Origin of the sequence: Paenibacillus sp. NRS-1782, assembly GCF_050467685.1 — a bacterium.
GTDB lineage: Bacteria > Bacillota > Bacilli > Paenibacillales > Paenibacillaceae > Paenibacillus > Paenibacillus terrae_A.
Window position 1 is genome coordinate 84,904 of record NZ_JBITPH010000020.1, and the last position, 12,577, is coordinate 97,480.

Below are 12,577 nucleotides of genomic sequence, written 5' to 3' on the forward strand. Positions count from 1 at the left end.
ATGAGGAGTTTTGAAACTATGAGTGTACAAGCACCAACATTGGAACGGGCGCAGGATTTACTGCAAAAATTTTATGGCTATCCCGATTTCCGGGAGGGTCAAAAGAAAATTGTCGCCAGTATGCTGGAGGGCAACGATACGCTAGGCATTATGCCGACAGGCGGCGGGAAATCCATATGCTACCAGATTCCTGCACTGCTGCATGATGGGTTGACGATTGTTGTGTCACCGCTGATCTCACTGATGAAGGATCAGGTGGATGCGCTGACCACGATGGGAATTGCGGCTGCCTATATCAATAGTACGCTGAGTGGAAGAGAAGTGAACGACCGCATACGTGCCGCACGGAATGGAGATTTGAAGCTGCTATATGTTGCACCGGAGCGGCTGGAGCTGGACTGGTTCCGCGATGAGATGGCGCAGCTACCGATTGCCTGCGTTGCGGTCGACGAGGCGCACTGTGTATCCCAGTGGGGACATGACTTTCGCACCAGTTATCTGGCGGTGGCTCCGTTCGTGGATGGGCTGTACGAGCGCCCGATTGTAGCGGCATTTACAGCAACGGCGACACCGCAGGTCATGGACGACATCGTGCGGCTGCTTCGCCTGCGTGAGCCGGAGACATTCGTCACGGGCCTGGGACGGCCGAATTTGGCGTTTAGCGTGCTGCGTGGGGAGGACAAGCGCAGCTTTCTGCTGAATTATGCGCGTGAGCATGACGGCGAATCGGGCATAATTTATGCGGCGACACGCAAGGACGTGGACGATCTGTACCAACGGCTGCGGGATGCGGGAATGGCGGCTGGGCGTTATCATGCCGGGATGACCGATCAGGAACGGGCAGACAGCCAGGAGGGCTTCCTGTACGACGATATTCGTGTCATTGTAGCGACCAACGCCTTCGGCATGGGGATCGACAAATCGAACGTGCGCTACGTCATTCACTACAATATGCCTAAAAATATGGAGGCTTACGTACAAGAGGCGGGACGCGCAGGACGTGACGGCGATCCGAGTCAATGTATTTTGCTGTTCGGACCGCAGGATATTGTGACCCAGAAATTCCTGATCGAGCAAAATCCGCAGGATGAGGACCGCAAGCGCAACGACTATCGCAAGCTCCAGCAGATGGTTGATTATTGCTACACGACTCGCTGCTTGCGTACGGCGCAGCTGGAGTATTTTGGTGAGGCAGAGGAGCATGAGGCTTGCGGCACATGCAGCTCATGTACGGATGAGCGGGAACTGGTAGACATGACCATTGATGCGCAAAAGATTTTTTCGTGTATTCATCGCATGCGGGAACGTTTTGGTGTTTCGATGGTAGCCTCGGTATTGAAGGGCTCGCGTAACAAAAAAGTGCTACAGTATGGCTTTGACAGCCTGCCAACCTATGGTGTAATGGGCAATCGGACGGAAAAGGAAATTTCTGAAATTATTAACGTCCTTGTATCGGAAGGCTATCTGCTGCTGTCTGAGGGACAATATCCGGTTGTCCGTTTGCAGCAGCCTGCGGCTGAAGTGCTGAAGGGCCAGCGCGAGGTCATGCAGCGTGTGGTGCGACATGCCACAGCTTTTGCAGGTGGGACAGGCTCACGTGGACGACAGGGACGCGATGCGTACCCGGCGGCAGTCAACGAAACGGTGTTCGAGCAGCTGCGCCTGATTCGCCGCGATTTGGCCGCGCAGGAGCATGTGCCGTCCTATATCATTTTTAACGATGCTACGCTGCGTGAGATGAGTGTAGCGAACCCGCAATCCGAGGCAGACATGCTGCGGATCAAGGGTGTCGGCGAAGTGAAGTTCAGCAAGTACGGCAAGCTGTTCCTTGATTTTTTTCAAAATCAGGGGAATGCCGGAGGAACAGTGAACGAGGATGAAATTTATGCGGATGATGTGTACGAGGATTTTGAATAGCCATACTAAAAGATATGAGGCGTCATGCAAACTATAAAAGGTTGTGACCTATGAAAGTCATTTTATCAACGTTAAACGCAAAATATATTCATACCTCGCTGGCGATCCGGTGTCTCAAAGCCTACAGTGAAAAGGATTTTGACATCGAGCTGGCGGAGTATACGATCAAGGACCCTGTGATGAACATCGTATCCGACCTGTTTCAGCGGGGAGCGGATGTCATCGGCTTTTCCTGTTACATTTGGAATATTGAAGAGACGATTAAAGTCATTGATGTATTGAAAAAGATTATGCCGGAGGTCAAAATCATTCTCGGTGGCCCGGAGGTCTCTTACGATACCGAACATTGGATGAAGCGTCTGCCGAATGTGGATTTTATCGTTGTCGGTGAGGGAGAGGAAACCTTTCACCAACTGCTTCAGGAGATTGAAAGTACGCAAAAGTACCATTTCGTCTATGGACTGGCCTACCGCAAGGGAGAAGAGATCATTCAGATGCCGGGCCGTCCAAAGGCGAACTTGAGCGAGCTGCCGTCACCGTACCGCTTTGCAGAGGATATACCGGAATTAGGCAAACGGGTTGTTTATTTTGAAACCAGTCGGGGTTGCCCGTTCAGTTGTCAGTTTTGTCTGTCCAGTATTGAGGTAGGGGTGCGTTATTACGATATTGAGCGTACGAAGTCGGATATTCTGTATCTGATCGACAACGGAGCCAACCTGATCAAGTTCGTGGATCGAACCTTTAACATTAAACGCGATTATGCGCTGGAAATGTTCAAATTTCTCATCGAAAACCATCGTGGATGTGTCTTCCAGTTTGAGATAACGGCAGATATTATGCGTCCCGAGGTGTTGGATTATTTGGCAGAAAACGCGCCGCCGGGCGTATTCCGCTTTGAAATCGGCGTCCAATCGACGAACGATCCGACCAATGAATTGGTCAAGCGTCGCCAGAACTTTGCCAAGCTTTCCCGTACCGTTACGAAGGTCAAACAAAGCGGGAAAATCGACCAGCATCTCGATTTGATCGCCGGCCTGCCTTTGGAGGATTACAACACGTTTCGTAAAACGTTTAATGACGTTTTTGCGCTCGGCCCGGAAGAGCTTCAGCTCGGCTTCCTCAAAATGCTGCGCGGCACTGGACTGCGTATCGACGCAGATAAGTACAACTACACGTACATGGACGTCGCACCTTATGAAATGCTGAGCAATGACGTCCTTTCCTTTGCCGATATCGTTCGGCTCAAACGTTTGGAAGATGTGCTGGAGAAATACTGGAACTCTCATCGTATGGATCATACGGTGAATTATCTAATCGAGCGCGAATTTGCGTCTGCCTTCGATTTCTTTCAGGAGTTCGGGGACTATTGGGAGGGACAAGGCTGGCAAAAAATCGGTCACCAGCTCGAAGACCTGTTTACGCGTCTCCAGTCCTTTCTTGAATCACGCGGAACGAAGCGAATGGATATGGTGCTCGGACTGATGAAGCTCGACTATTTCCTGAACCATAAATACAAACCGCGTAAAATTTGGTGGGAACACGCCTTGGAGAAGGACGATTGGTCCAGCTATATGAAAATGGCTCTCCAGCACCCGGATGCGCTGTTGTCACCTGTGGTTGCAGACTTTGTGGCAGAGAAGCAAACTGCTGCACCTGCTTCTCATGCTACAGATAGCCATTCCGTTTCGGACAGTCCGCAGCCGCAGCCGCAGCCGCAGCCATACCGCGAAGTGATTCCGTCTTTCGCTTCCTTGAAGCTGGGTGAAAAGGAACTGCAAAAGCACGCTGTGCTGGATGTTCTACCGTTCCGGCTGGATCATATCCTGAGTGGCGGCAGCCCTTTGACCGCCGAAGGCCGCACGCTGCTACTCGTAGTCTACCAGCAAAACGAACAGCAAAAGCCGCTCTACTACACTATGCCGATTGGCAAGGAAATTGCTGCGATTTAAGTGGAATAAGGTAACAAATAACCCTGCTTTCAAAAAAACTCGGGATGAAATGCCGTCATCTGATATTTGAATAGAGTATGTTAGTGGGAAATCCTGCATTTGGGTGCCTGAATAAAGGATTTTTCATATTGGCAATATGGTTTTTCCTGTGATAAACTATAGCCAAAAGGTATATACTAAAAAAGAGTAAGGATGCTACCAACATCCTCACTCTTTGACAACAGCCGCTTACAAGGGCGGTGGCTGTTCAAAAAGTTTTAGTCATAGAAATATGACCGCATTCCTTTTCCAGAGGGCGGTCTATTTCTTTTTGTTGAAGGAAATAATCAAGATCACCAACGTTGCAAACTGAATCATCAACATCAGCGTATCTTTAACCTCCACAGGCATCACCTCCTTTGCAGGAGACTAGCCGACCGCCCATCTAAGCCATTCTGTTGTTAGTTTATAGTATATCATATGGATAGTCTTGCTAAAAAGGACAAAAATGAAAACGCCTGTTTCTAGATTCTAGGTTAACTTGTTCACCAACGATTGTGCAGGATGGACAGAAAAGTTTTAACCTATCATTTCGTGAAATCAAAGTGTGGTTTTTGGATAAGCTATTAATTGTAGCTTTATCCTTTTAGCAAGTGAAAAGAGAAAATTATTCACCAAGCAACATTTGGTTTAGGCTTACGCCATCTTTTAAGCCTTGTTCATACATAATAGATTCAGCCATGCCTTGGAGTAAGGTAGTGTTATCACTATGGTGAGGAGTTTAAACGATGACAACAAATAAAAAAGCGTTCACACTACGATTAAATCCAGAAAATTTTGAGAAAATCAAAATTATAGCTGAGCATGATAAGCGGTCAATCGCAAAACAGATTGAATATCTAATTGAACAACATATTGAAGAATTTGAGAATAAGAAAGCTAAAGAGCTTGAAGAGGAAAAAGCTAAAGAGCTAGAAGATAAAAAAAATGAAGAGCTGGAAAATGAAAAACTGGATAATGAAATAGTTGAAGATAATAATTCTGACTCCGCTAAACAAGAGTAATTCAGGACTGCTCTGCTTTGCTTTGTAATAGATTAAATAATGCCTAAGGAGTGCAGTCATGAACTCCATACTAATAAACTTGGCTCAAACCTTCTTTTATATGGATTTAAGACGTTTTTTGAATCCATAAACAATATTCAAACGGAATATAATTGGTTACCTACCGGGTTAGAATTGAATTGGATGCCGGATGATTTTTTTGAATATGTAGAGCAGAATCTGGATTTTGAAGAAAATGGGTATGGAAAATATAAGTTGAATTAAAAAAATGTACATAGAAAACGGAGTAGGCGGAATGGTGCTGTACAAGCGAAGCGTTCGCTTTCAAAGCTTTCCGTAGGAAAGCTCGCTTCAGAAGCATCACCTCCCCGGATTTCTACCCTTATAAAAGGCTTTATTCAAGAAATCCGGGGGCGGTGGCGATGGGAAGCACCATCCGACTGCGCAGTGGCGCATTAGGTAACTTTTAAACTCAGCTTATATAGAAGAAGATAAATTGATCGGATTTACACAATTGTATCCTTCGTTTTCTTCTATCTAACTGGAGTCAAAGGAATGGGTTTAACAACAGGAAGGGATAATAAGACGACTCAAAGGATTTATGAAAAAAACAGCTTATATCAGAGACAAGGAATTTTTTATTATGATTTGACTTTATAGCTGTAATCACGTTATAAAATCGGTTATAATGAGGTAAGAATAAGTAAGGAGCCGTGCGCTAACACGGCTCCAGCATACAACAACTGCATAAAGAGCAGTCGGCCGCGTAAGATAAGGTCGGAAATAGACCGTTTTCCTTAGTCAGGGCGGTCTATTTCTTTTTCATGTAGGTAAGTAACGCCAGAATGAACATGCCGAACATGATCATTAAAGAGATAGCATCTTTGACCTCCATGGGCATCACCTCCCTTCTGGGAGACTAGCCGACCGCCCTCTATAGCCGTATATTGTACTAAAAAAGTATACCATAAATAAAGGATAATTAAAGCAATAAAACACTTAAAAACGTCTTATTAAATTTAATAGAGCTATCCTTCATTATACTCTATCTTTACTCCTCAGTTGTTTTCTTCCCCCAAACATATTTCAATATAAAAAATAGTATGGCCAGTACCATAAGAAGCAATGCAATCTGTAAGCCATAACGATGTATAAGTTCTCCTGCTGTTTGTACATGATCGCCGAAGAAATGTCCGAGCAAAAAGAAGATTAGCGTCCAGATCAAGCCTGTTGAATAAGAGAACAAAGCATAACGCCTGAAGCTCATTTTATTGATTCCGACAATATAAGGGATGATGTGACGGACAATCGGCAGGAAATAACTGATGCAAATGGTGAAATTGCCATACTTATGGACCAAATTTTCCGAAAATGTAATGTACTTGTCCATTTTCTTTTTTCGTCGTAAACGATCCAGAACGGTTGTGCCCAAGAATCTTCCCAATACGTAGCCTAAGGACAAGCCCGATATAACCCCTAGATATACGATGAAAAAGGCGAGTAACGGTTGAAGTATTCCCATGCTGGTTACAGCCCCGCCAGTCATCACAATTACTTCGTCTGGAATGGGTAGCCCAACGATCCCGAGCCATAGGGAAAAAAATAATGCCGCATAGCCATACTGTTCGATGATGGAAATTAAATGTTCAACGTCCATAATCACTCCCCCTAATCATGCTTTCTTCCGGCATACATAGACGAACGCAGGTGGAATGTTCATAGGCACAAACTTGATTTCCTCAATATCAAACCATTCCTCTAACTGCTGCTTCATTTGTTTAGAATATTGAAAGGCGACAAACATTCCCTGATCCTTGAGCGATAGGTGAATCTGTTCTACAATTTGATCTCGCATCGCTTGGGGGAAATTAAAAAATGGCAGCCCGCTTATAATGCAGTCAAGCTGTTCAATTTCTGCATTTTGTATAGCACGTTGAAGCTCACGGGAGTCGGAGTAACAAAGATAATTCGGAAATCTCTTTTTTAAATCTCGTCGCATTGTCTGATCCTTCTCAAAAAGCAGTACCTTGGTTTGTTCCCTTGCAGCAGATGGAATGTATTGAGTGATTGCCCCGGTACCAGCACCAAGCTCGGCAACGCTATGAATTTCACTCCTTGGAATGGATTCGATCATTTTTTTAGCTAGAAATCTGGAGCTTGGTGTTACACTGCCCACATAGGCTGGCGAATGCAAAAATTTAAATAAGAACAAAAATCTCTCGTGAATCAAATGACTAATACGGATCATGAACCGTTCCCCTACTTTCGATTTTCTGAATACGTTCGTTTATTCTCTGCTAAGAGTAACAAATTATACCTTTGCTTGCTCCTGTCTGGAGTAGGGTTCATATCCCCGTCCTGAGGCGGGGATTTTCCTTGACTATAGTCCAGGAAGCAGTGGGGAAATTATTCTGTTATCATTCAGCGTATCCTCAGGTTGCATTCAGTTTCGCTACCGATGAAAAAGAGGTGGGCAACTAAAAAATGATGTACACTGAGAGGAGATCTACTTAGTCATTATCCATTAACAGGCATCTGATCACAACTTCCTATTACAGCCCAGCAGTACGTCAACTCAAAAATGGCATCAGCCAGCTTCTAGTTGAATCTATAAAAAAGATTGTGTTAAAATAGCTAAATCCCATGTTGGATTCTTCCGTGCATGGGCTTATTTGACATAACCATATATATTTGCAGGAACAGGAGATTAACAATATTGACTCAAGTACAAGCACAACCAAATGAGAACGCATGGATTGCGAAATGGGAGTCAACTCAGCCGTTAACAGATAAATGGCTTACCATAGGAGAAATACATTATTTTCTTAGCCATGCACTGATTCTCATTACAGACGGGCAAGCGGTTTGGAATATTAATGGGCAGCATGTCCATGTTGCATTTGGGCAATTGATTGCAATCGAACAGGGATCGTTGATTGAGGTTCTAGAGGGTGGGAATCTTGATCTGGCAGGCTGGAAAATTCAGTTTGATACGTATTCTTTCCACCAGGATCGGGAAATCATAAAATTTGAATGGCATGTACCTACCGGGGAAACCTATCAAAAGGTGCAGTTAACCCGTGGTTTTTTAGCGAGTATACGTGACCGTTTGAGTGAAGAACAAGTTTGTGATGGAATGAGTGAGATGCTGGTTGAGAATCAACATCTTTTGTATGGATTATTGAAGAATTTATATCATAAACAGCCAACTGACCAGCAGACCACTGAAAATGGAATTATACGTTCAATCACCTACATGCAAGAGCATTACGATGAAGTGATTACACGTGAGCAATTAGCACAGATGGCAGGCATAAGTCAGTGGCATTATTCTCGGAAATTTAGTGAATTATGTGGCCAGCCTCCTCTAGAGTATCTAGCGAAATACAGGATTTATCGCGCACAAGAAGAGCTGTTATTAACTTCAGCGAAATCTCAAGAGATTGCTAAAAAAGTAGGTTTTGAGGATGCTCATTATTTTAGCCGCCGCTTCAAACATTTTACAGGTGTGTCGCCAAAAAATTATGTTCGAACCTTGGAGCAACGCAAAATTTTATCGGTATCTCCGCTTTGTGCTGACGTTTTAATTGAATTAGGCATCATACCCTATGCGGTTATGGTCACCCCCCTGCTATTACCACAGCATCAACGGCAATTATTTGAGAAGCATCAGGTAGAATTGCTGGAAGTACCACAATACGATATGAATATAACTTTAATTCAACAAAAGAAGCCGGAGCTGATTATTGGACATCTGTTAACGGAAGATATAAAGAAGCAATTGCGCACAATCGCACCCATTATCACAGGGCTTACCCTCCATTTGGATGTTCTGCTTGATCAATTTGCAGCCTTATTTAACAAAAAGGCAGCAGCAGAAAAGCTCCAGGCTCAAATGGAAGAAGTAGTGAGAGCAGCAAGAAAACAATTAAAAAGGATAGTAGAATCCTCTGCTACAGTCATGGTTCTAAGAGTAGAACCCTTTGGATATCGATATCTTGGGGGATATTCAAGCGAGGTATCTCAATTGCTGTATCAGAAGTTAGGACTATCACTCCCAGAACCGCTAAAGGCGGGAGAAGCATGGTTTAATCCATGTTCCCTTGAGCAGCTGCTTATGGCTAATCCTGACTATCTATTTGTGGAGAAACGTGTGATGGAGAATTTCAGCGCAGAGGAAAATATGAAGAAACTCATGGAGAGCAGTCAGTGGGAACATGTAAGAGCAGTTAAAGATCATCGGGTGTTCTATATAGATACGAGTCTGTGGGTGTATGGTAGTGGAGTTGTTGGGTATACGATGATTATAGACCAAATCGTGAGCAGTTTAATGGATTCACCAAATAACAGAGCACAATAATCCACTTCAATACGCACGGTTAGCTATGGAAGGATATCTTCTTATTTGATAATCTTTGATAATGATAATTATTATCAACAGAAGAGAGGGCCATCATGTCAAAACGGGCGATGATACGATTGGGAACCGTACTGTTAGCTTTTACCTTCGTATTAGCAGCGTGTTCCAATGCATCAAATCAGAAGGAAGCGGCTTCTTCCGCAGAGAATCAAGAGAGCAGTGGAACAAGAGTGGTGAAGGATGCTTTTGGAGATGTGACGATCCCAACTCATCCGAAAAATATGCTTGTCATGAGTTCCAAATATGCAGAGTATTTAATTGAAATGGGAATTACGCCACAAATGGTTTCATTTGTTCCCGAAATAGAACCGGCTTATCGTCTGCCATATTTTGAAAAGCATGGAGTTAAAATGATTCAAGAGCAACAGTATCAAATGAATTATGAAAAATTGCTTCGTTTATCGCCGGATTTGATTATCACACAAGGAGAGGGGATGGATGCACAAGTATATGAAAAGGTATCCAAAATTGCTCCAACCATTGCTTTACAGGCAGGGAGTGGCATGTATGACGCAATGCCCAAATTAGCAGACCTCTTCGATAAGAAGACAGAATCCGAAAAGGTATTAGCTGAATTTGGTGAGAAGGCGACAAGGGCGAGAGAGAAAATTCATCAAGCTATTGGGAATAAAACGGTGCTTATTCTTCGAGTAGATCCCAAACAATACCGTTATTTAGGATCACAAGCTGGCGAGAGCAGTGAATTCTTTTATAAAACACTTGGGCTAAAAATCCCTGAAATATTTAAAGACTCGAAAGACTGGTTTACACCATTTTCACTAGAGATTTTACCTGAAATCAAACCGGATTTTATTTTCCTTGAGAAAAGAATGATACAAAATTATAATAGCGCAGATTCACTGAAAAGTTTGGAAGAAAGTCCGTTATGGAAGAACATGGACGCTGTTAAGAACAATCATGTGTTTCCACTAAAAACAAGTGATTTTGTTGAAGGTGAAGGCCCCATTGGATCAAGTCTGCTTATTGACTATGTCGTAGAAAAGTTGGTGCCTTAAATGAATACAGAGCAACGGGATATTTACGATATCACTATTATTGGCGGCGGCCCTGCGGGTATGTATGCCGCTTTTTATAGTGGCATGAGAGCGATGCGTACCAAATTAATTGACGCTAAACAGGAGCTGGGCGGATTTATGCGTACATACCCTGAGAAATTAATCTGGGATGTGGGCGGAGTAGATCCGATACGATGTGAAAGATTAATTGATGCTTTGGAGAGACAAGCGAAAACATTTGATCCCACTATTGTGCTAGGTCAGGAAATCGCACATTTGGAACGCCATGAGGATGTCTTTGTACTGACATCAAAAACGGGTGAATGCCACTACACACGTACTATATTATTATGTGCTGGAAGAGGAATGACACAAGTTCAAAAGCTGGATGTTGAAGGGGCCAATCGTTATGAATTGACGAACCTTCATTACGTGATTACAGATTTGTCCAGATTTAAAGATAAACGTGTTCTGATTTCAGGCGGCGGAGATTCTGCGGTGGATTGGGCGAATGAAATGGTAAAGCTGGCCAAAGAGGTTATTGTGGCTCATAGACGAGATGAATTTACTGCACATGAACTTCCCGTAGCCCAAATGAGAGCATCCACTAAGGTCATGACACCGTACATGATAGATTGCTTACATGGAGCGGGGGATTCTATTGGAAGCGTGGCTCTCAAGCATATCAAGACCGGTGCTATCAAACAGGTTGAAGTAGATGAAGTTGTAGTTAGTCATGGATTTGATCGTGATTTCGGTAATGTATTGAAATGGGGGCTAGACAGGGAGGATTATGGTGTCTCTGTTGATGCTCGAATGCGTACAAGCATTCCGGGAATTTTTGGGGCTGGAGACTTTATCACCTATGGCAGTAAGGTACGTTTAATTGCAGGAGCATTTAATGATGCCGTACTAGCCGTAAATAGTGCTAAGCTCTATCTGGAACCAACCGCTTCAGATATGGCTGGTGTTTCGTCTCATCATTCTGCCTTCTTTGAAAAAAATAAAGAGATCTTACAAGGTTGATAAGAGATCACAGTAATTGACGAGATTTTTCTCGAATCATTACTGTGATCTTTTTGGTGTAAGAGAAAAATAAGAAGGTGACTTTACATGGGAATATTTATACAATATAAAACAGTAACTACGATGAAAGGTATGATGGGATTGACCACAGAAGTAATACACAAAATATATACCATGTGCATGATTCAGGACGGAACCAAGGTATTGCTCCTCAACAGACCGGATAAAAAGGGCTTTCCAGGTTACATCGCGCCAGGAGGGAAAGTAGAATTTCCAGAGAGCATTGTCAATGGAGCCATTCGTGAAGTGAAGGAAGAAACGGGATTAACCGTTACGGAAATTGTATTTAAAGGAATTGACGAATTTTGTGACCCTAGCAAAGGGTTAAGATACATGGTATTTAACTATTTGGCTACTGCGAGTGAGGGGGAGCTGCTAGAAAATCCTCCAGAAGGAGAACTGCTATGGGTGGATATGGAGGAAGCGCTCAATCTGCCCATGCAGGATTGGTTTAAGCAGAGATTCCCATTGTTTTTCGCTCCCGGAACCTTTGAGGTGAGCCAGGTGTGGATACAGGAAACGAATGAAACTTTGGAAGCAACGGTCAAAAACTATGGGGTGTAGAGTGGCATCCATGTGAAAGGCAGTGATCTGGATATTATTTGTGAAGATTGTGTTAATTCCTAAACCCAGTAAAATAGAAGTAACAGAAGGTTGGAAGAACACACGGACATTTTTATTTTAGAGGGTGTCGCACTTCATATTACAATCCGTCATTGAACGGTGGCCACCGAGTCAACCAATTTCTCAAACGTTTAAACGATGAATCACTTTGGACTACTTCGAAGAATTTCGGATGTATCGTTAGCTCTAATTGTTTGATTGATTTATCTCTTTCCGCTCAATTGTAGCACTTAAAATGGAATTTTGTTGGAATATATGTTAAATGTATTAAAATATATGTAAATAACTATGGCCGAATAATTGAGTGTGAAATTAAGTATGAAAAAATTCAAGTATGAAAGGATATAAAATCAAAACCTTTAAAAAAGAGTTGGTATGGATAATTTGTAAATTAAGATAAAATAGCACGCCTGTTGAATAACCAAAAAATAGTAGAAAAAAGACCGTCTTTTCTGTAGAATCGTTTGTACCAACAAGCGATTCAGAAAGAGGACGATCTCATGAAAAATTCTATCATGTTTA

The 12,577-nt window shown here is 43.2% G+C and carries 11 protein-coding genes; 7 read left to right on the forward strand and 4 right to left on the reverse strand.

The genetic code is table 11. The features are described 5' to 3' along the window. Nucleotides 1–18: 18 nt before the first annotated feature. The gene (gene recQ, locus ACIFQM_RS08965) at nucleotides 19–1,917 is read left to right on the forward strand and encodes a DNA helicase RecQ (protein ID WP_430039574.1); all 1,899 of its coding nucleotides are present in this window, start codon (nucleotides 19–21) and stop codon (nucleotides 1,915–1,917) included. A gap of 50 nt (nucleotides 1,918–1,967) precedes the next feature. Continuing rightward, a complete protein-coding gene (locus ACIFQM_RS08970; RefSeq protein WP_430065319.1) occupies nucleotides 1,968–3,866 on the forward strand; it encodes a B12-binding domain-containing radical SAM protein in 1,899 nt (632 codons plus the stop codon). 300 nt (nucleotides 3,867–4,166) lie between these two features. Here ACIFQM_RS08970 and ACIFQM_RS08975 read toward each other — a convergent pair whose 3' ends face one another. Next, nucleotides 4,167–4,256 carry a putative holin-like toxin gene (locus tag ACIFQM_RS08975; RefSeq protein WP_007429455.1) on the reverse strand — a complete coding sequence of 30 codons (90 nt, stop codon included), beginning with the start codon at nucleotides 4,254–4,256 and terminating at the stop codon, nucleotides 4,167–4,169. 377 nt (nucleotides 4,257–4,633) lie between these two features. Between ACIFQM_RS08975 and ACIFQM_RS08980 the strand changes: the two genes are divergently transcribed. Then, the gene (locus tag ACIFQM_RS08980; RefSeq protein WP_430039567.1) at nucleotides 4,634–4,909 is read left to right on the forward strand and encodes a hypothetical protein; all 276 of its coding nucleotides are present in this window, start codon (nucleotides 4,634–4,636) and stop codon (nucleotides 4,907–4,909) included. Nucleotides 4,910–5,720: 811 nt separating this feature from the next. On the opposite strand, the gene ACIFQM_RS08985 is transcribed toward ACIFQM_RS08980, so the two are convergent. From ACIFQM_RS08985 to ACIFQM_RS08995, 3 genes are all read right to left on the reverse strand, one after another. Next, entirely contained in the window at nucleotides 5,721–5,810 is a 90-nt protein-coding gene (locus ACIFQM_RS08985) for a putative holin-like toxin (RefSeq protein ID WP_305954445.1), read from the reverse strand. A 150-nt stretch (nucleotides 5,811–5,960) separates the two neighbouring features. Continuing rightward, nucleotides 5,961–6,566, reverse strand: a complete 606-nt coding sequence (locus tag ACIFQM_RS08990) for a DedA family protein (protein ID WP_430039564.1) — start codon at nucleotides 6,564–6,566, stop codon at nucleotides 5,961–5,963. Nucleotides 6,567–6,581: 15 nt separating this feature from the next. Continuing rightward, on the reverse strand, nucleotides 6,582–7,157 hold the full coding sequence (locus ACIFQM_RS08995; protein WP_430065321.1) for a class I SAM-dependent methyltransferase: 576 nt from the start codon (nucleotides 7,155–7,157) through the stop codon (nucleotides 6,582–6,584). Between the two features lie 468 nt (nucleotides 7,158–7,625). On the opposite strand from ACIFQM_RS08995, the gene ACIFQM_RS09000 reads away from it, so the two are divergent. From ACIFQM_RS09000 to ACIFQM_RS09015, 4 genes are all read left to right on the forward strand, one after another. Then, on the forward strand, nucleotides 7,626–9,269 hold the full coding sequence (locus ACIFQM_RS09000; RefSeq protein WP_430039559.1) for a helix-turn-helix domain-containing protein: 1,644 nt from the start codon (nucleotides 7,626–7,628) through the stop codon (nucleotides 9,267–9,269). A 95-nt stretch (nucleotides 9,270–9,364) separates the two neighbouring features. Beyond that, nucleotides 9,365–10,345: an ABC transporter substrate-binding protein gene (locus ACIFQM_RS09005; RefSeq protein ID WP_430047711.1), complete on the forward strand. Its 981-nt coding sequence runs from the start codon at nucleotides 9,365–9,367 to the stop codon at nucleotides 10,343–10,345. Then, nucleotides 10,346–11,371, forward strand: coding sequence for an NAD(P)/FAD-dependent oxidoreductase (locus ACIFQM_RS09010; protein ID WP_430047714.1), 1,026 nt, complete (start codon nucleotides 10,346–10,348; stop codon nucleotides 11,369–11,371). It abuts the gene before it with no gap. 132 nt (nucleotides 11,372–11,503) lie between these two features. Then, nucleotides 11,504–11,995, forward strand: a complete 492-nt coding sequence (locus ACIFQM_RS09015; protein WP_430047720.1) for an 8-oxo-dGTP diphosphatase — start codon at nucleotides 11,504–11,506, stop codon at nucleotides 11,993–11,995. Nucleotides 11,996–12,577 lie beyond the last annotated feature (582 nt).

What these genes read in the sequence shown, in the direction of transcription:
- ACIFQM_RS08990 (WP_430039564.1), bottom strand. Translation starts at nt 6,566, where the DNA reads ATGGACGTTGAACATTTAATTTCCATCATCGAACAGTATGGCTATGCG.
- ACIFQM_RS08975 (WP_007429455.1), bottom strand. Translation starts at nt 4,256, where the DNA reads ATGCCTGTGGAGGTTAAAGATACGCTGATGTTGATGATTCAGTTTGCA.
- ACIFQM_RS09010 (WP_430047714.1), top strand. Translation starts at nt 10,346, where the DNA reads ATGAATACAGAGCAACGGGATATTTACGATATCACTATTATTGGCGGC.
- recQ (WP_430039574.1), top strand. Translation starts at nt 19, where the DNA reads ATGAGTGTACAAGCACCAACATTGGAACGGGCGCAGGATTTACTGCAA.
- ACIFQM_RS08980 (WP_430039567.1), top strand. Translation starts at nt 4,634, where the DNA reads ATGACAACAAATAAAAAAGCGTTCACACTACGATTAAATCCAGAAAAT.
- ACIFQM_RS08985 (WP_305954445.1), bottom strand. Translation starts at nt 5,810, where the DNA reads ATGCCCATGGAGGTCAAAGATGCTATCTCTTTAATGATCATGTTCGGC.
- ACIFQM_RS08970 (WP_430065319.1), top strand. Translation starts at nt 1,968, where the DNA reads ATGAAAGTCATTTTATCAACGTTAAACGCAAAATATATTCATACCTCG.
- ACIFQM_RS09005 (WP_430047711.1), top strand. Translation starts at nt 9,365, where the DNA reads ATGTCAAAACGGGCGATGATACGATTGGGAACCGTACTGTTAGCTTTT.
- ACIFQM_RS09015 (WP_430047720.1), top strand. Translation starts at nt 11,504, where the DNA reads ATGATGGGATTGACCACAGAAGTAATACACAAAATATATACCATGTGC.
- ACIFQM_RS08995 (WP_430065321.1), bottom strand. Translation starts at nt 7,157, where the DNA reads ATGATCCGTATTAGTCATTTGATTCACGAGAGATTTTTGTTCTTATTT.